The 17,773-nt window shown below is 57.6% G+C and carries 15 protein-coding genes and 1 tRNA gene; 6 read left to right on the top strand and 10 right to left on the bottom strand.

Features of this window, described 5'->3' with window-relative positions; genetic code table 11:
* Positions 1 to 28: 28 nt before the first annotated feature.
* The 7 genes from kduD to ACZ1GU_RS11940 form a co-directional block, all read right to left on the bottom strand.
* On the bottom strand, positions 29 to 790 hold the full coding sequence (gene kduD / locus ACZ1GU_RS11910) for a 2-dehydro-3-deoxy-D-gluconate 5-dehydrogenase KduD (RefSeq protein WP_472648202.1): 762 nt from the start codon (positions 788 to 790) through the stop codon (positions 29 to 31).
* 42 nt (positions 791 to 832) lie between these two features.
* Positions 833 to 1,465 carry an RpiB/LacA/LacB family sugar-phosphate isomerase gene (locus tag ACZ1GU_RS11915; RefSeq protein WP_472648203.1) on the bottom strand — a complete coding sequence of 211 codons (633 nt, stop codon included), beginning with the start codon at positions 1,463 to 1,465 and terminating at the stop codon, positions 833 to 835.
* A 132-nt stretch (positions 1,466 to 1,597) separates the two neighbouring features.
* The gene (locus tag ACZ1GU_RS11920) at positions 1,598 to 2,620 is read right to left on the bottom strand and encodes a LacI family DNA-binding transcriptional regulator (protein WP_472648204.1); all 1,023 of its coding nucleotides are present in this window, start codon (positions 2,618 to 2,620) and stop codon (positions 1,598 to 1,600) included.
* 58 nt (positions 2,621 to 2,678) lie between these two features.
* On the bottom strand, positions 2,679 to 3,956 hold the full coding sequence (locus tag ACZ1GU_RS11925; RefSeq protein WP_472648205.1) for a TRAP transporter large permease: 1,278 nt from the start codon (positions 3,954 to 3,956) through the stop codon (positions 2,679 to 2,681).
* Entirely contained in the window at positions 3,956 to 4,468 is a 513-nt protein-coding gene (locus ACZ1GU_RS11930; RefSeq protein ID WP_472648206.1) for a TRAP transporter small permease, read from the bottom strand. Before ACZ1GU_RS11930 ends, ACZ1GU_RS11925 begins: the two co-directional genes overlap by 1 nt.
* The gene (gene dctP, locus ACZ1GU_RS11935; RefSeq protein WP_472648207.1) at positions 4,465 to 6,258 is read right to left on the bottom strand and encodes a TRAP transporter substrate-binding protein DctP; all 1,794 of its coding nucleotides are present in this window, start codon (positions 6,256 to 6,258) and stop codon (positions 4,465 to 4,467) included. Before dctP ends, ACZ1GU_RS11930 begins: the two co-directional genes overlap by 4 nt.
* A 38-nt stretch (positions 6,259 to 6,296) precedes the next feature.
* Positions 6,297 to 9,140: a TonB-dependent receptor gene (locus tag ACZ1GU_RS11940; RefSeq protein WP_472648208.1), complete on the bottom strand. Its 2,844-nt coding sequence runs from the start codon at positions 9,138 to 9,140 to the stop codon at positions 6,297 to 6,299.
* Positions 9,141 to 9,277: 137 nt separating this feature from the next.
* On the opposite strand from ACZ1GU_RS11940, the gene ACZ1GU_RS11945 reads away from it, so the two are divergent.
* Positions 9,278 to 9,970, top strand: a complete 693-nt coding sequence (locus ACZ1GU_RS11945; protein ID WP_472648209.1) for a hypothetical protein — start codon at positions 9,278 to 9,280, stop codon at positions 9,968 to 9,970.
* A 105-nt stretch (positions 9,971 to 10,075) separates the two neighbouring features.
* A complete protein-coding gene (locus ACZ1GU_RS11950) occupies positions 10,076 to 10,954 on the top strand; it encodes a hypothetical protein (protein WP_472648210.1) in 879 nt (292 codons plus the stop codon).
* A gap of 236 nt (positions 10,955 to 11,190) precedes the next feature.
* Here ACZ1GU_RS11950 and ACZ1GU_RS11955 read toward each other — a convergent pair.
* Positions 11,191 to 11,281: transfer RNA gene (locus tag ACZ1GU_RS11955), tRNA-Ser, on the bottom strand.
* A gap of 65 nt (positions 11,282 to 11,346) precedes the next feature.
* Here ACZ1GU_RS11955 and ACZ1GU_RS11960 point away from each other — a divergent pair.
* From ACZ1GU_RS11960 to ACZ1GU_RS11970, 3 genes are all read left to right on the top strand, one after another.
* Positions 11,347 to 12,408 (top strand): peptidylprolyl isomerase, encoded by a 1,062-nt coding sequence (locus ACZ1GU_RS11960; protein WP_472648211.1) that lies wholly within the window; start codon positions 11,347 to 11,349, stop codon positions 12,406 to 12,408.
* On the top strand, positions 12,401 to 12,718 hold the full coding sequence (locus ACZ1GU_RS11965; protein WP_472648212.1) for a DUF1905 domain-containing protein: 318 nt from the start codon (positions 12,401 to 12,403) through the stop codon (positions 12,716 to 12,718). The genes ACZ1GU_RS11960 and ACZ1GU_RS11965 overlap by 8 nt, the downstream gene beginning before the upstream one ends.
* Before the next feature lie 86 nt (positions 12,719 to 12,804).
* The gene (locus ACZ1GU_RS11970) at positions 12,805 to 13,320 is read left to right on the top strand and encodes a CBS domain-containing protein (protein WP_472648213.1); all 516 of its coding nucleotides are present in this window, start codon (positions 12,805 to 12,807) and stop codon (positions 13,318 to 13,320) included.
* On the opposite strand, the gene ACZ1GU_RS11975 is transcribed toward ACZ1GU_RS11970, so the two are convergent.
* Both ACZ1GU_RS11975 and ACZ1GU_RS11980 read right to left on the bottom strand, forming a co-directional pair.
* Positions 13,313 to 13,678 carry a VOC family protein gene (locus ACZ1GU_RS11975; RefSeq protein ID WP_472648214.1) on the bottom strand — a complete coding sequence of 122 codons (366 nt, stop codon included), beginning with the start codon at positions 13,676 to 13,678 and terminating at the stop codon, positions 13,313 to 13,315. The two genes, ACZ1GU_RS11970 and ACZ1GU_RS11975, sit on opposite strands and share 8 nt — an antisense overlap.
* A gap of 14 nt (positions 13,679 to 13,692) precedes the next feature.
* Positions 13,693 to 15,783: a RelA/SpoT family protein gene (locus tag ACZ1GU_RS11980; RefSeq protein WP_472648215.1), complete on the bottom strand. Its 2,091-nt coding sequence runs from the start codon at positions 15,781 to 15,783 to the stop codon at positions 13,693 to 13,695.
* 142 nt (positions 15,784 to 15,925) lie between these two features.
* Here ACZ1GU_RS11980 and ACZ1GU_RS11985 point away from each other — a divergent pair, with 142 nt between their 5' ends.
* On the top strand, positions 15,926 to 17,758 hold the full coding sequence (locus ACZ1GU_RS11985) for an ATP-binding protein (RefSeq protein ID WP_472648216.1): 1,833 nt from the start codon (positions 15,926 to 15,928) through the stop codon (positions 17,756 to 17,758).
* Positions 17,759 to 17,773 lie beyond the last annotated feature (15 nt).

Below are 17,773 nucleotides of genomic sequence, written 5' to 3' on the forward strand. Positions count from 1 at the left end.
CCCCTCCACGTGCCGTCACGTCACCCGGCTATCTTGCCAACCATCCACCATCGACCGCCAAGACATGCCCCTGGACATATCGGGCGGCATCAGACGCAAGAAAGACCGCCGCACCGCCCAAGTCGGATGGGTTTCCCCACCGGCCCGCCGGAATGCGCTCAAGGATTTGCCGATTGCGCGTTTCATCAGCTTGCAGCGCCGCCGTGTTGTTGGTCGCGATGTAGCCGGGAGCGATCGCGTTTACCGTGATGTTCTGACCGGCCCACTCATTGGCGAGCAGCTTGGTCAGGCCACCAACCCCGCTTTTGGAGGCAGTGTAGCTCGCCACACGAATGCCGCCCTGGAAAGTCAGCATCGAAGCGATGTTGATGATCGATCCACCGCCATGCGCGATCATGTGCTTGCCCGCAGACTGGCTCAGGAAAAACAGCACTTTGAGATTGGTGTCGAGCACCGCATCCCAATCATCCTCGGTGAACTCGGTCGCATCATTGCGGCGAATGATCCCGGCATTGTTGACCAGAATATCGAGGCGGCCAAGCCCGCTTACGGCCTCTTCAACGATCCGATCGCATGGCTCGATCGACGAGAGGTCTGCTTCGATAACAAGCGCCCGCCGACCGGCCTGCTCGATCAGCTTCACAGTCTCGGAAGCATCGCTGCGCGCCACCAGAGCGATATCCGCACCCGCCTGAGCAAGCGCAACGGCAATGCCTTGGCCGATGCCAGTATTGGCCCCGGTGACAACGGCAACTTTGCCGGAAAGATCAAAAGGATTGGCGTTAGACATGTCAGTTCCCCTCAGGAGCCCGGTCGCAATTCTCGCTAACCTTTAAAGCCCGCGCAGATAATTGCTGATCTCGTCGTCCTGTGAATTGGGATAGAAGAACTCGGCAAAGTGCTCACCCGCGATTGCAGATTTGAGCAACTCCTGATCGACGTTCTTAAGAACGCTCAGCATGTCATGACACGCCGCCGCCTTCATTTCCGCCAGAATGCCGCGATTTTTCGCCATGATTGCCGCGCGCTCCTTGGGATAGCCGACACCGCTCTCGCCCTCGAACAGCTTGCGATAGCAATCCTCCAGGTTGAGTTCCGCTGCCCAGCCAAAACCCTTGGCATATGGCATCGAAATCGCATTGCCATCGTTGATTTGGGCGAACAGAAAAGCGTCGGTTGGGTCGATGACCAAGCCACAAAAAACTCCCGGCATTGAATTGCAGGCGAGCATCGAGCCCATCCCCGTGCCGCAGCCGGTGACAACAAAGTCCGCCGCCTTAGAATTCAGCAGAATACCCGCGAGCAGCCCATTCATATTGTAAGTGAGCTGGGCGTCGTCTTCCGCGCTATACATGCCGTAATTGAAGACCTGATGGCCGAGCGGCTCTGCCACTGTTTTGAGCGCCGTGTGAATCACTTCATTCTTCGCGGCCTGACTGTTTTCGTTAATCAAAGCAATTTTCATAAATGCCATCCCTCTTTTTGCTAGCAATCCAACCCTGAACGGGCCGCCTGACTATCGCAAATTCAATTTATTTGGTAACCGGTGTCATTTGACGATGCAAGCGCTCATTTCGGACATTGCAGAAGTGCCGTTTCATTCGTCGGGTGGCGCGGCCACAGAGTCACGTTTAATCAATTCGGAGGGCAGCAATGATTCCGAGATTGGCGGGTCGCTAGGCTGCGCCATCAACTTAAGCGCGGCGATACGCGCCATGTCCGCAATCGGCCACTTAACCGTCGTGAGGGGCGGCCAGACATGACTGGACATTGGCGTATCATCGAAGCCGACGATTGAAAGACCGCGCGGCACTTCGATTCCCTTACGCCGCGCGGCTATCAAGGCGCCAATCGCCATCTCGTCATTCGATGCAAAGATTGCGGTGGGTCGCGCAGGTTTGGCCAGCAATTTGAGCGCGGCTTCTACGCCGGACTCAAACGTGTATCCGCCCTGCTCGACCAAGTCAGGCTCGACTGAAACCCCGGCTTGCTTCAGCGCATCTTCATAGCCAGCACGCCGCTCAATCGCAGATCGTGAGTTGCTGCGTCCCTCGATCAAGGCGATGCGTTTGTGACCCATTTCCGCAAGATACGTCACCGCTTGATGTACCGCATCGCGGTCGTTCGACGTCACGATCCGCTCCGGTTCGTCGACTTGCGCCGAGGCCATACGGATGTAACGCGCGCCAAAATCGCGGCAAACCTCAGCCAGTTCATCCTTTTCGGAGATTGGCGGAAGCAGGACCACGCCATAGGGTCGCTGGCGCTCGAGAAAATCCCGCAGGTCCTGTGCAATGGTTGGTGAGTTTCGATCGACAGGCTGAACCATCAATCCGAAATCGGTGCCCTCCAACGCCTCCAAGACTCCCTTTTGCACGTTCACCAGAAACTGCGCGTTGGGATTGTCATGGACAGCCGCGATGATGAAGTTCCTTCGCAACGCCAAGGCCCTCGCCTGAGGATTGGGGACAAACCCGATCTCTGCGATAATGTTTTCAACGCGCTTGCGTGTCTTCTCGCTCAACAACGGCGAATTGTTGATCACCCGACTGACAGTCTTTTTCGACACCTTGGCCAGACGCGCGACATCGTTGATCGTCGGTTTCTCCCCTCGCTTCATAATCACCCCCAGCTGAGCTCGCTTTCCTTCTTAAGCGAACTCGTGACGAAAGCGATAGTCACAAAGCGGCGGGAAGCGACAGCGAAAGTGCCGGAACAAATGTGATCAAGGCGAGCGCAGCGAGTAGCGTGAGATAAAACGGCCAGATCGTCTTCACCATCGTCGGGACAGGAATCTTGCCGACCGCCGATCCGACAAAGAGCACCGACCCCACTGGTGGCGTGACCAAGCCGATGCCCAAGTTCAGCATCAGGATGATGCCGAAATGAACCGGATCGACACCTGTCGCCATGGCGACAGGGAGGAAAATCGGGGTCGTGATGACGATCAGCGGCGCCATATCCATAAAAGTGCCGAGCGCGAGCAACATCACATTGATGATGATCAAAGTCAGGATCGGGTTATCGGTCATCAAAGCGATCAAGCTCGCCAAGGCAGCGGGCACTTCGAGCAGTGCCAAAGCAAATCCAAACGCGCTGGCAGCCGCGATGATGAACAGAACCATGGACGCGGTCCGGACCGATTTCTGGGCCGCTTCGACGAAGCCTTTCCATCCCAAACTGCGATATACGAAAGTGCCGACCAGCGCGGTGTAGATGACGGCGATGGCCGAACTTTCGGTCGGGGTAAAAAAGCCGCTCAGAATACCGCCAATGATGATCAGGCCCGTCATCAGGCCGGGAATCGCGTAAACGAACGCAAAGAAGAATGCGCTCCAGCCCGGGAAGTGGCCCTTTGGCAGGCCGCGTTTCCGCGCGACCAGCCAGGCAGTCAACATCAGCATCGCTCCGGTCAAAATGCCCGGAATGATGCCCGCCAGAAACAGATCACCGATTGACACGCCGATGCCTGATGCAGCCGAATAGATGATCATGTTATGCGATGGCGGGATCAGCAATCCGACGACCGCCGCAGTCACTGTGACGTTGACCGCGTAATCCTTCGGGTAGTCTTTTTCCTCCATCAACGGCACCATGGTTGATCCGATCGCTGACGCGCTGGCGATGGCCGAGCCCGATACAGCACCGAACATCATGGACGCCCCGACATCCACAAGGCCGAGTCCCCCACGGACCCGTCCAAGAGCGGCATCAGCCACTCTAACCAGACGGTCGGCAATCCCTGACCTGTACATCAGATCGCCGGCAAAGATGAAAAACGGTATTGCCATCAGCGTGAACACGCTGATCCCGGCGGCCATGCGCTGGACTGCGACCACCAGCGGAATGTCGATCACCAGGAATGTCGCGAGCGCAGCTCCAAACAGAGCGAATGCGACTGGAACGCCCAAAAACAGCAGAAACAGCAGAACGCCCAGCAGGACCAAGATTTCCATTAGGCTTCCCCGCTTTCAGGCCCGCTTTCAGGCCCGCTTTCAAGCCCATCTTCAAGCGATCCGCCGCCATTTTCATTGACGAAATGACGCGCCGCAAAAATTGCGATGAGTAACCCGCACAAGGGGATCGGAATGTAGGCAAAGCCCCGGCTGATACCGAGACCGGGCACGACGTGATCCCGCACCATCCACGCGAGACTTGCGCCAAACACCATCAGGATGAGACCACTGAATACCACCAATGCATGGATTATCCGCCGGACCAATCGCGCATTCTTGTCTGACAGCTTGTCCTCGAACAGCGCGATGCGGATGTGAAAGCCTTCATACACGCCCGCTGCTGCGGCGAAGAACACATACCAGATCATCAGGATAAGCGCGGCTTGCTCCGACCATGAAGGGCTTGCGTTGAGCACAAACCGACCAAAGACCTGCCAACCGATGATCGCAGTCATCAGGACGAGGCCTGCCGCTCCCAACTTAATCAGAAAATCCGATAATTTGAGCATCATAGCCCCCCTTCGCGCAGCGAAAGAATACGGTCGACGAGCTCCTGCTCGCGCGGGGAATCGATGAAGTCCCCCCACATCCCCATCATCTTGTCAGTGAAAGGAGCGGGATCGACCTCGTTCACCTCCACACCAGAGGCGAGCACGATCTCCATGCTCTTGGCGACCTGCGCATCCCACAACTCGCGCATGTATGTGACCGATTCCTTGGCGGTCTGGCGGACGAGCGCCTGATCCTCGGAACTCAGCTTGTCCCAGCTGACCTTGGACATCACGAACACTTCCGGCGCGAGCAAATGGCGGGTCAGGCTGTAATAGCGGGCAACCTCGAAATGCTTGCCGCTTTCGAATGACGGCCAGTTGTTTTCCGCGCCATCAATCACGCCTTGGGCTAGCGATTGATAAACCTCATCGAGTGGCATCGGCGTGGCATCTGCACCGAGCGATTTGATCATGCCGACATAGAGATCCGAACCCGGCACTCGCAGCTTCAACCCCGCCATATCTTCGGGCGTGCGGATTGGCCCGCGCGTATTGTAGAAGGAGCGCGCTCCGGAATCGTAGAAGCAAAGTCCGATCAACCCGTGCGGCTCGAGCGAAGCAAGGATTTCCTCTCCGATTTCACCATCGACAGTGGCGCGCATATGTTCGGTGGATTCGAACAAGAATGGCAGTGCTGCAACTCGGGTCAGCGGCTCAATCGAGTTGAGCGGAGCCAGGTTCACGCGGTTGAAGTCCAACCCGCCAAACGTCGTGATCTCGAGCGTATCGCGCTCATTGCCCAGCTGCCCACCAGCATACATCTTAAGGCCAAGTCGCCCATCAGTGCGTTCGCTCAGGACCTCTCCAAAGCGGATGACCGCTTGAACGGTAGGATAGCCAAGGACGTGCGTGTCTGTCGCGGTAAAGAGATTGGAAAAGCGCGCATTGCAAGCCGCCAGCAAAGCTATCGAACCGCCCAGCACAGCGCGCCGTGAAAACTCAAAATGTCCTGCGGACGCGATGGATTTCGACTGCTCAGCCATCAGGCAGGGGTCGCGACTTCGAGCGAGAGCGAGAATGATCCCAACCGTACTGAAAGAAACGTGCGAAACCGCGCCGGGCTCTGCCTCGTGGATTCCGGTGATGGCTCCAGTTGAAACATATGTGCCGACTGGAACCTCAAAGCCTTTGCGGTCCGCAAGTGACAAGAGAAAGTTGGTCGCCCGATCCGCAGAAGCGGCAACGTCTGACACTTCGCGCGATCCCACTGGAGCATAATCCAGCATACATTCGACCTGCACACGCTCTATCCCGCTTTCGCGCCAGTCGATGACTTCAGGACCGAGAATGAGCCCGTTATTGTTGCCAAAATCGCAGATAACGGCGATTGGGCCAATGCCATTGATGCCCGCCATTGGACTGCTCGCAATCTCGGCTCCGATGAAAAGCCGGTCTTGCGCGCGCGTCTCACCCAGCTGGACAATGAACTCGGGTTCAACCGCCGCAAAACCACCGTCGAAGACCGGCATTGTCGCCTCACCCTGATCGGCGACGCGCTTCACAGACCTGGCAAAGATCGGCCCAACCAAGTGTGTCTCGTTGAATTTCGCGATGAAGTCAGGCGGAACGCCGCCCACTTTCCAGCCTACGACATCATCGTCCCAGCTTTGTCGGGACAAAGACTGAACTACGTAGGCGTCGTCGAAATTTTCAGGCAACGCACCGGGAAAGCCTGGCAAAGCGGTGGCGGATCGCCGCGCCTTCAGCAGATCGCTGGAGATTTCCTCCAATCTGCTCTGACTGGAGGTCACGCGAGCATCCATCACCGTTTCACCAACCCCTCTCTTGCTCAGAACCGGCCCCGGAGACCGAGGAAGTAACGACGCCCCGAGAAATCCGCTTGCGACACACCATCACGCGTTGGGCGCGAGAAGATGTTCGGCTCGTCGAGAATGTTCAGCACCTGAGCTCGTATCTGTATGTTGTCGGTAATATCGTATCCGGCAGAGAAATCGAGGAAATCCTGCGCCCGGGTGAACCGGTTCGAACCATTGCGGAAGGGCTTAAAGTAGTTCGAGCGGAATTTATAGGCGACACGCGCATTGAAACGATCACGCTCGAAAAACACCGTGGCGTTACCTGTATGCCGTGAAAAGCCCACGATATTCGCAGGATCGGTAAAGTCAGCCAGAGCAAGGCCGCTGACCACTACAGGATCTTCAAACTCGAAATCGGAGTCCGCAAAGTTGTAGCTCGCCTGGAAACCAAGGCCGAAGTCAAATTTGTGCTGCGCCGCGATTTCGAAGCCCAGCAGGGTGCTTTTCTCGTCAGAGTTAACCGACCGTCCGACGACAACTTCTTGAGGTCCGCCATCAACGATGAGCGTCAGCGGAGTTACATCGGTCTCAACGCCGGTCTGCAATTGCTTGGCGTATAGCGCCAGCGACAGCGATGAAGTCCGCGATGCATACCATTCAAACGAGACATCCGCGTTCCACGAAGCCAGCGGCTCCAGGAACGGGTTGCCTGCCGCGCTCACAATGCTGCCCAAATCGCCGAGATCAGCTTCATCATCGAATGTGAGCGCGCCCGACAGGCTGAAAGCATCCGGACGAGCAATTGCGCGGTATGCCGCGAGCCTCAACAGCTTGTCGCTATCCAGTTCGAGGATCAGGTTTGCGCTCGGCAACCAATTCCAGAATGAATTGCGCTCGATATTGACGATCGGATCACCGACTTCGGTCACCGTAATGGTGTCCGGCGATGGCCCCGGGCTCGTCTCGAGCGCAGAGCTGATACCGAGTGATGTCACCTCGGTGCGAACACCGCGAAGGCCAAAATTGCCGCGAGCCGGCACATTGAACATCGTGGTTTCGAAATTCGCCTGAAGGTAACCAGCATAGGTTTTCTCAGAGACATCGGTATCCTGCGAAGACAGCGTTGATACACCGCGCGCAGGCAGGCCCGCATCAGGATCACCGGTTAGTGCCGCAAACAATGCAATAGGATCCCAAGTCGCAAAGGTTAGTCCTTGGACATTGGTGCCATCTGCGCCTTCAAACAGGTCTCGCACCAGGAAGGTGTCATTGCGCGCGGCAATTGCGCCCGGATCGTCATATCCGGCGACCAATGACAAGGTCGTGTCGATACCGTCGTCCTGGATGCGCTGACGATCTGAGAAACGGAACCCCGCCTGGAAGGTGTCGAAAAAACTGCCCCCGACATCATAGGTCGCATCGAGCCGAACCGCGAAGATGCCGTCATCGACGTTTTCGAGGCGGCGACGCGCCCGCGCGCCGTTGGTGTAGATATCGTGGTTGTTGAGGTCGAACGGGAGACCCGTGTTCGACTCCACTGCGGAGACATCTGTCAATGTAAGGCTAGGCACCTCAAGCCCGCGGGAATCAAGCTCAAAGAAAACGCGGCGGTTGGTCCGGATGCGCATGTCGAGTTCATCCTGACGACGCTGCGTCTGCGAGTACGACACATCTGCATCGAGCTGCAGACGGCCAATCGTCCACTCGATATTGGCGCCCGCACCGATATATTCCTCGGTCCGCTGGCGCCAGACTGACTGGTTCTCGAGACGCGTCTCACCGCTCCAGGCCAGCAATGCCCCTGCGGGCGAAATCTCGATCGGAGCGATGTCGCGCCGACCGTCGGCGATCACCAGGTTCGCACGCTCTTCGATATCGTCACGGAACGAATATTGCCCATCCAGAGTAATCTGAAAGTTGGGGCTCGGCGCCATCTGGATCGTCGCCATGATCGCATCACGATCCGCCTCGGTTGCGAGCGCGCGGTACTGATACTGGTTCGAGACGAAATAGGTTTCTGACGCGCCATCGGGGTTGCCATCGCTATCGGTCGAAAATGTGCAGTTGTTGCTGCGGTCCACACCCTCGATCGTGTTGCAAGGCCGGTAGGTCGAGCTGCTGGTGAAGATGTCTTCCGGGGCGGTATCGCGGCGCAGCTGGCCGCCGATTGCGATACCCAGTTCGCCATCCCCAAGCTGGAATTGATCGACATAAGATGCGGTCAGGCGATAGTTGAACGGATCGCCATCAGTCACACGATCCTCATATTCGCTGAAGCCACCAAGCGCTTGAATTTGGATGCGGCGTTTGCCGTATTCGAGCGGACGCAAGGTCTGCAGTTCGATGATGCCCGAGACACCACCTTCAACGAACGAAGCCTGCTGCGATTTGTAGATGATCGCGCCATTCACAAGCTCGGATGGAAACTGACCAAAGTTCACATCGCGGCCATCACTGCCGGACGAAATCTCGCGGCCATTCAGGAACGAAGCGCCCAGAAACGCGCCGAGGCCACGAATGGAGAGCTCTGATGCGCCGCCCTTGAAGCGGTCCGATGTCACGCCAACGATGCGCTCGAGCGTTTCAGCCACAGACAAATCAGGCAGATCGCCGATATCGTCCCCTACGATCGCATCGCCGATAACATCGAGGCTGCGCTTGGCAGCAAGTGAGCTTTCGATCGTGCGACTGATCTCGCCGCGAACAACGATCTCGCCTTCGCCACCAACATCCTCTTGCGAGGCATCGGCCTCGGCATCCTGAGCGTAGGCTATGCCGGGCGTAGCAAGGGCAATGGCGGAAGTGAGCAAAGCGGCGCGAAGCGCCGATGTGCGCATGCGAACGCGCGGAGCTGAGCCAGCAGCAGATTTCTTCATGATTCTCTCCCTGTATCTGCACCGTCCCATGTGCAGCCCGGCCTTTGACACCGGTTACCCAACAATTGACACCGGTGCCATTGAAGGTCAATACCTGTGTTGAAAAAGATGATAATGTTACCGAGAGGATATCGGCATTGGGAAATTTTCGTAATTCTATCGGCATGGTGGCGGGATCACTGATGGCGTCGGCATGGATTGCGACACCCGCATTCGCGCAAAAAATGCCGCAAATTCTCGCCGACGAAGAGGTCTCGAGCGAGCAGATCCTGCCCGACTTCTCCTATGCCGGATACGGCTATGGCGTCGAAGAAATCCCAAGCGTCGAGGCCGAGATCGATGTCGCTGACTACGGCGCGATCCCTGATGATGGAAAGGACGATAGCGTCGCTTTGAAAGCGGCGCTCGCAGCAGCGCATGAGATGGATGGGCCGGTGCGCGTCCAGCTGCAGCAAGGCCAATACCAGCTCACAGAAATTCTCTGGATCGAGAAGAGCGGCGTCGTCCTTTCCGGCATGGGGTCAGGCGATGGTGGCACCCAGCTGTTTATGCCGCGCCCACTGAACCAGATTGACGATGGGGGCGCGCTCAAGGAGATTCGCGAGTATCTGGTTGAAAACGACAAATATGAGCGCAGGCCGGACGACAATCTCAATGTTCTTTTTTCCGAATACAGCTGGAGCGCCGGCTTCATCTGGGCGCGCTATCCCGGAGGTCGCCACGCAACCTACCTCGAACGTTACGATCGGCTCGATCAAAGAAGTCACCGACATCTCGGCGGGCAGCCAATTCGCCAAGGAGGTAACTGTCGCCAATCCGGGCGCTCTTAAGGTCGGCGATGTGCTTCAGATCCACTGGCACAACCGGCAGGGTCCAGACGGAGCTCTCGTAAAATCACTCTACGGCGACACAGACCTGAAAATTGGTAGCCGCCATTGGGAGATGCCCGACCGGTACCGTTGGTCCGTCAGGCCACCCGGATCGAGGCGATCAATGGCGACCGCGTGACCATCGCAGACCCTCTGCTCCACGATATTGATTCGAGCCTCCCTGCCTATTTTGCGCAATGGGATCACATCACCAATGTGGGCATCCAGGACCTCGCACTGACGTTTCCGGACAATCCCTATTTCGGCCATCACAACGAAGCCGGATATAACGGGATCTACTTCACCGGCGTCTTTAACGGCTGGATCAAGGACGTCAGGATAAGCGAAGCCGATGCGGGCATCCTGACCGATGACCTCGCCAATGTGACGATTTCTAACGTCGTGACCGATGGCACCCACAAGGCGCACTATGCGGTGCATATCGGCAATGTGCACAATGTTCTGGTCGAGCGGATGACCGTATTCAACCCGACGCAGCACACTTTCAGCTTCAACACGCAGGCGACGAAGTCAGTTTACAAGGACTCTGTCGCCTGGAACCAGCCCACGCTCGATCAGCATGCAGGGGCGAACCATCAGAACCTCTATGACCGTCTGACCGTCCACGTGGTGCCTGATCAAACCACCGAAGATGGCAAGCCGATGTATGATCTCTACAAGGCCGGCGGGGCCGGGTATTGGAACCCGGGACACGGTCGTTACAACACGACCTGGAATCTCAATGTCATCGCCAAGGGCAATGTTTCGCCAAACGAACCGCTCGTGATCCTTGCCGGCTCTGAAGGCCCTGACGCACGGATCGTGAGCATGTACGGCAACCGCGAGATCCAGCTTGACCACACACCCGAGCCTTATCTTGAGATGCTGAACGAAGAAATCATCAGCGTCTCTTCGCTCTATGATTACCAGCTTGGCAAACGGTGACTGCCGGCTGCGATTTTTTGATAGAGCCATCTCTGCCAGCACTTGGCCTGATTGAAAGGCACGAAGAGCGCTGATGCGCTCGCACTGTTCTGCTTGGAAGTGATCCAACCCCATGGATCAGGTTTCACTTGCGCTCAAAAACCGAGATTGCGGCAGCAGGACGGGAAACCGCGTGAATCCGAGGTCCTATTGGCCCGCTTTGCCGGGCAAGAGGTCAAAAGTGAAATTTGGGAGTGTGGCGGAGACGGTGGGATTCGAACCCACGATACGGGGTTACCGTATACACACTTTCCAGGCGTGCGCCTTCGACCACTCGGCCACGTCTCCATTGGGTTGTGCCCTCTAACCGCACGAGTGTTGCTGCGCAAGCCGCTTGCTGCCAAACTGCTGATATGAAGCATTCATTCCTCGCCGCCGCTGCGGCGTTCGCACTTGCCCTGCCCGTTTCCGCTCAAGAAAAGGCTGAAACATTCCCATCACCCAATGAAATCGTCGACGCGGCACCGCAAAGCGAATGGGTGAGCATCGCCGCTGAAGACCTTTTGGTGATGACGCTCGCGCCGGACCGTGACGGCAGTCCGCGCGAAGTTGTAATCCAACTGATGCCCGCACCGTTCTCGCAAGGCTGGGTGAGCAACATTCGCACTCTCGCGCGCGCCGAGTGGTATGACGGGATTTCGGTGAACCGTGTGCAGGACAATTACGTCGTGCAATGGGGCGATCCGGGGTACGACAATCCTGAAAGCGGCGAGACCGAGACCAAGCCTCTGCCCGAAGGGCTGAACGTAGTTGGCGAAGATGCTTACTCACGCGACTTCGCGCCGTCGCTCTTCGATTCGATCTGGTACAATGGAAAGCGAGAGGCTGTGGTGGAGATAGTCCCAGTCCCGCCGCCAGTCGGTCCGGTGACACGCAACAGCGATCCTTATGCTCGAGCGTTTTCCTACATTGGCCCCATGCCCTTAGCTGTTGAGCTGATGAGACCAGCTTACAAATCGCGAAAACTAATATCTGAGCCGAGAAAGGTCTGGCCCGTGCATTGCTATGGCATGGTCGGCGTGGGACGCGATTACTCGCCCGACACCGGCTCGGGCGCGGAACTCTACACCGTGATCGGCCATGCGCCGCGGCATCTCGATCGTAACATCTCGCTGGTCGGGCGCATCATCGAAGGGATAGAGCACCTTTCCTCATTGCCGCGCGGCTCGGGCGTGCTCGGCTTCTACACCGAAGAAGAAGCGCACAAGCGCACCCCGATCCTGTCGGTTCGCGTCGCGAGCGACTTGCCCGAAGGCGAGCAACCCAGCTTCGAATACCTCTCAACCGAGAGCGAGGCATTCGCCCGCTATGCCGAGGCGCGGGCCAATCGCCGTGATCCATTCTTCATAAAGCCCGCTGGCGGCGCAGATATCTGCAATATCCCTGTTCCCATCCGGGCCGTCACAAGTGACTGAGACGGTGCGCCACACCGGCCCGATCTGGGTCTGGCGCGCACAGGAAAAGGGCAGCTGGCATTTCGTCACCATCGATGGTGAGGCTGGCGAAACGCTCAAGGGCATCGCGCTTATGCGGAGGCTCGAAACCGGCCGACGCGCGGGCTTCGGCTCGCTCAAGGTCCATGCGCGCATCGGTGACAGCAAATGGAACACCAGCGTCTTTCCCGACAAAAAACGCGGGTGGCTACTTCCTATCAAGGCCGCGATCCGAAAAGCCCAAATCCTGGCCGAAGGCGACACGATCGAACTCGAATTGCGCGTGATGTAAGCCACACTTCAGCACTTTGCGGGGAACCACCCAGCTTTCCGTAGCGTTCCTTGTCCTATCCAAGGCTTTTGCAGGGAGCACGCGCTATGAGAATTTCCGACCGCACCGAGTTTCAAAGCAAGGCTCCGCCCCTCACCTGCTCTCCTGATACGACCGTGTATGATGCCGTCACACAGATGGCGGACAAGAACTTCGGCTCTATCTTCATCACCGATCCCGACGGGCGCGTGCTTGGCGTCATGACCGAGCGAGATATCTTTCGCCGAGTGATAGGCGCAAGTCTCGATCCAAAATCGACTTCGGTCAGTGATGTTATGACCACCGAAGTGCGCATGGCGAACAAGGACGATGAAATCCTGCCCTGGCTGCAGATGATGTCGAATGAGAGGTTCCGTCGCCTGCCAATCGTCGATGAAGACAAGAAACTCGTCTCTGTGATGTCTCAGGGGGATTTCGTCAGCTACACCTGGCCGCAACTGCTCACCCAATTCAGCCAGATGGCGCAAGCGACTTTGGCCCCAGCATTCAATCCGATCATGATCGTGGGCGGCGTGCTGGCTTATTCGCTAATCTTGGTCATTGTGCTGGTGAGCTTCACATAGGGACGCGCTGCATCAGCTCGATCCGGTTGCCGAATGGATCGAAGGTGAAGAAGCGCGCATAGCCATCGACTGGTTTGTCGTCGCGCGTTTCGTATCCGGCTGCATTGAGCCGTTCGCGCAATTGATCGAGATTGTCGACCAGCAGGGCCGGATGCGCTTTACGCGCGGGTGCGAAGTCGGGATCGACGCCGATATGCAGGCTGACCGAGCCGCGCTCAAACCAGCAGCCTTGCGATGAGAGGTTATCGGGCTTGGGGACCTCATGCATGCGCAGCAGGTCGCCGTAAAACGCGCGGGACTTGTCTTCCCCGCCTACCGGAATGGCGATCTGGATATGGTCGAGCCCGATAATCGCCATCGCCGCCCTCCCCCTTAAATACGCTCGGCCTGCGCGACCGCATCGCTTGCTCTGAGCGCGCTCAGGATACGAGTGAGGTGAGCGAGATCCTGAACCTCGGCATCAATCTCATATGTGGTGAACGGATGGTCGAGCTGCACCTGATTGAGGCTCGTGAGGTTCGTCTTGTTCTGGGCAAAGATGCCCGCCATCTCGGCCAAGGTGCCGGGGCGATCGTACAGCGTCACTCGCAGGCGGCCAACGGCACCCTGTGAGCGCTTGCCCCAAGACAGATCGAGCCAGTCTGTGTCGATCCCATTGGCAAGCTCTAGGCAATCGATCGAGTGCACCAGAACCGTCTCGCCCTTGCGGCGCAGGCCGACAATCCGGTCCCCCGGCACGGGGTGACAACATTCAGCCAATTCGAATGCGACACCGGGCGTCAGGCCGCGGATCGAGATAGCCTTGTCGCGCTTTGACCAGTCGGCATCCTCGTCGAATTCAGCGGTGCAGCCCGGCACGAGCGCTTCCATCACTTCGCGGTCGGTCAGCTTGGCCGCGCCAATCGCGTACATCATGTCTTCCGGGCCATCGAGTTCCAGCCGCTCAATAGCATCGCGAATGGCCTTCTTGCCGATCCGCGCGGGCACTTTCGCAGCAATCTCGTCGAAGAGCTTCGAGCCAATCTCGGCGACCTCGGCGCGCTCTTTCAAACGCACGGCACGGCGGATCGCTGCTCTCGCCTTACCCGTCACCACAAAGCCGAGCCATGATAGTCGCGGCTCGGCATGCTTGCCTTTGATGATCTCCACCACGTCGCCATTGTTGAGCGGTGTGCGCAGCGGCATGTGCCGCCCGTTGATTTTCGCGCCGACAGTCTGCGCGCCCAGATCGGTATGCACGGCAAAGGCGAAGTCGACCGAGGTCGCCCCCTTGGGCAGCTGGAACAGCGCGCCTTTGGGCGTAAATGCAAAGATGCGATCCTGATAAATTGCGAGGCGCGTATGCTCGAGCAGCTCCTCGGCGTCATGGCTGGCATCGACGATCTCGATAAGGTCGCGCAGCCAGCCGACCTGCCCGTCGGCCTCGTCTTTTTGCTTGTACGCCCAGTGTGCGGCCAGCCCGAATTCGTTGCGGCTGTGCATTTCGCGCGTGCGGATCTGCACTTCGACCCGCATCGAGTTTTCATACATCAGCGAGGTGTGAAGCGAGCGGTAGCCATTTGATTTGGGGGTCGAGATGTAATCCTTGAACCGGCCTGGCAGGAATTGCCACGTCGTGTGGAGCAAACCCATCGCGGCATAGCAATCCGCTTCGGTTTCGCAGATCACGCGGAAGGCCATGATATCGGTCACTTGCTCAAACGAGACATGGCGCTCGGCCATCTTCTTCCAGATCGAATAGGGGTGCTTTTCGCGGCCCGACACTTCGACTTTCAGGCCCGCTTCGGCCAGCGCCTGCTTGATCTTCAGCGCAATCGCATCGACCTGCCCACCATCCTGATTCCGCAGCTGCTCCAGCCGCTTGGTGATGGTGGTGAAGGCTTCGGGCTCAAGCTGTTCAAAGGCGAGCGCCTGCATCTCGCGCATATATTCATACATGCCGATCCGCTCGGCGAGCGGCGCGTAGATATCCATTGTCTCGCGCGCGATCCGCTGGCGCTTTTCCGGCTTTTTGATGAAATGGAGCGTGCGCATATTGTGCAGCCGGTCAGCCAGCTTAACCAGCAACACGCGAATGTCTTCCGACATCGCTAGCAGGAATTTGCGCAGGTTCTCCGCCGCGCGCTCATTCTCCGGCATCGCCTCGATCTTCGAGAGCTTGGTCACGCCATCGACCAGCCGCGCGACATCAGGGCCAAAGTTCGCCTCGATATCCTCTATCGTAGCCAGCGTGTCCTCGACCGTATCGTGGAGCAACGCAGTCATGATCGTTTCCTGATCGAGCTGCAGGTCCGTCATCAAGCCAGCAACTTCTACCGGATGAGAGAAATACGGGTCGCCGCTGGCGCGCTTTTGCGTGCCATGTTTCTGCACGGTGTAGACGTAGGCACGGTTGAGCGCCGCCTCGTCAGCGTCCGGGTCGTATTTCTTGACCCGCTCAACCAGCTCATATTGCCTCAGCATGGAAATGAATGTGCGCAGGTGACGCGCCGATTGCAACGCTATTTTGCAAGTGCGAACCGATCTTTAGGTCACTCCTGGCTCGCGCGAATACCTATCTGGACGTCAAGTCGAACGCATAGAGTATCAGCGTATCGTTCGACGCATGGTAACTTCTAAACCAACAGCGCTTGAGCGTTTCTTTGGCGCGTCCGGGCTTTTGACCTTGATCGCGGCCTTGGCTGGCATCGGGATAATCGCGCTCGGCATCATAGGCCACGAGACGATGATATACGCAGCGGAAGCAGTCATTACGGGCCTGCTGCTTGCCTTAGGGTTGAGAGAGCTCAGCGCGCGCCTTCATGTACGCCGACAGACATTCGAACTGCGCGCGCGCATGCACGAAAGCGAAAGCAAGAACCGCCTGCTGAAACTAACCGAAGCTGCGACGAAGGTAGGACATTGGCGGCTCAACCTCACCACAGATGAAATATTCTGGTCCGACGGGACCTTCGCCATCCATGGCAAAGTGCCGGGAGAGGTTCCTGCGCTGGAAGAGGCGATCAACCTGTATCACCCGGAAGACCGAGAGATCGTGAGTCAATCTATCGCATCGGCGCGCGAGACCGGCCAGCCTTACACTTTTCAGGCGCGCCTGATCCGCGCGGACGGCGCGGTTCGTCATACCGAAGCTGTGGCGCGGGTCGAATTCGATCCGTCCGGCAAGCCGATTGCGATGTTTGGCGTGTTCCGCGACCGAACTGACGAGGAAATCATGCAAGAGGAACTCCGCGCAGCCCGTGATGAGGCCCGCGCGCTCGCAGATGCAAAAAGCGCTTTCCTCGCCAAGATGAGCCACGAAATCCGTACGCCAATGAACGGTGTGATGGGATTTGCCGATCTGCTTCGCAACAGCGAGCTGAACCCCGTTCAGCAGCGCCACGCCGACTTGATCGTCGATTCAGGGAAAGCATTGCAATCGCTGCTCGACGATATCCTCGACCTGTCGAAGATCGAGTCAGGACATATGACGGTGAATGCAGAACCGACTGATATCACCCATGTCATTCACCGGGTCGTGCAAATGATTGAACCGATGGCCCATGAAAAAGCGCTTCGGGTGGAGCGCATAATCGACACTGCACTGCCACCGATGATGCTTGTTGATGGTCTTAGGTTGCGGCAGATCATCACAAATCTGATGCACAACGCCGTCCGATATACGGATGAAGGCAAAATTCGCCTGTCTGCGCTCAAGCGCGGCGACCGGTTCGAAATCGAGGTTGCTGACACCGGCATTGGCATTGCTGACGACAAACAGGACAGCATATTTTCTCCGTTTGCTCAGGCCGATGATTGCATTGGCCCAGCGCGCGGAGGATCCGGACTTGGCCTTGCGATCTGTCGCCAGCTGGCCGAACTGATGGACGGATCCCTGGCCTTGAAGAGCATTGCCGGAAAAGGCTCTGTTTTTACTTTATCTCTACCGCTTCTTGAAGCGCACGCTTCGAGACCTGGCGAAAAAAGCGAGCGCGCCAGCCAGAGTGAACGACACCAGGCGATTGAGACGAAAATCATGCCGAGGCCTGAACTGGCAGATCGGCGCGTTCTGCTGGCTGAGGACTTTGACATCAATCGTGAGTTGATGTCGCAAATGGCGCGGCAGATCGGCCTCACGTTCACAATGGCCGAAGACGGGGCAGAGGCAGTGCGCATGGTCAAAGAAGCGCACGAACGCGGCGAACCCTTCGAAATGGTGTTCATGGACGTGCGCATGCCAAATATGGACGGGCTGCAGGCAACCAGGCTTATGCGAGAGCGCGGCTTTGATGCTGCGAGTTTGCCGATTGTCGCGCTGACCGCGAATGCATTCGAAGACGACATCGATGCCTGCATTGCCGTCGGAATGCAGGAGCATTTGGGCAAGCCCATATCAATAGACACTCTGAAAGAGACTATCGAGCGCTGGCTACCCGACGATCGCAAGCACGCTGCCTAGCGCGCACCCATTTGG

It is taken from the genome of Erythrobacter sp. HA7-11 (assembly GCF_055693605.1).

Bases quoted from the DNA above. Each gene is read 5' to 3' on its own strand.
- ACZ1GU_RS11985 (WP_472648216.1), top strand. From the start codon at position 15,926: ATGGTAACTTCTAAACCAACAGCGCTTGAGCGTTTCTTTGGCGCGTCC.
- ACZ1GU_RS11920 (WP_472648204.1), bottom strand. From the start codon at position 2,620: ATGAAGCGAGGGGAGAAACCGACGATCAACGATGTCGCGCGTCTGGCC.
- ACZ1GU_RS11980 (WP_472648215.1), bottom strand. From the start codon at position 15,783: ATGCTGAGGCAATATGAGCTGGTTGAGCGGGTCAAGAAATACGACCCG.
- ACZ1GU_RS11940 (WP_472648208.1), bottom strand. From the start codon at position 9,140: ATGAAGAAATCTGCTGCTGGCTCAGCTCCGCGCGTTCGCATGCGCACA.
- ACZ1GU_RS11970 (WP_472648213.1), top strand. From the start codon at position 12,805: ATGAGAATTTCCGACCGCACCGAGTTTCAAAGCAAGGCTCCGCCCCTC.
- ACZ1GU_RS11925 (WP_472648205.1), bottom strand. From the start codon at position 3,956: ATGGAAATCTTGGTCCTGCTGGGCGTTCTGCTGTTTCTGCTGTTTTTG.
- ACZ1GU_RS11930 (WP_472648206.1), bottom strand. From the start codon at position 4,468: ATGATGCTCAAATTATCGGATTTTCTGATTAAGTTGGGAGCGGCAGGC.
- ACZ1GU_RS11960 (WP_472648211.1), top strand. From the start codon at position 11,347: ATGAAGCATTCATTCCTCGCCGCCGCTGCGGCGTTCGCACTTGCCCTG.
- ACZ1GU_RS11915 (WP_472648203.1), bottom strand. From the start codon at position 1,465: ATGAAAATTGCTTTGATTAACGAAAACAGTCAGGCCGCGAAGAATGAA.
- kduD (WP_472648202.1), bottom strand. From the start codon at position 790: ATGTCTAACGCCAATCCTTTTGATCTTTCCGGCAAAGTTGCCGTTGTC.
- ACZ1GU_RS11975 (WP_472648214.1), bottom strand. From the start codon at position 13,678: ATGGCGATTATCGGGCTCGACCATATCCAGATCGCCATTCCGGTAGGC.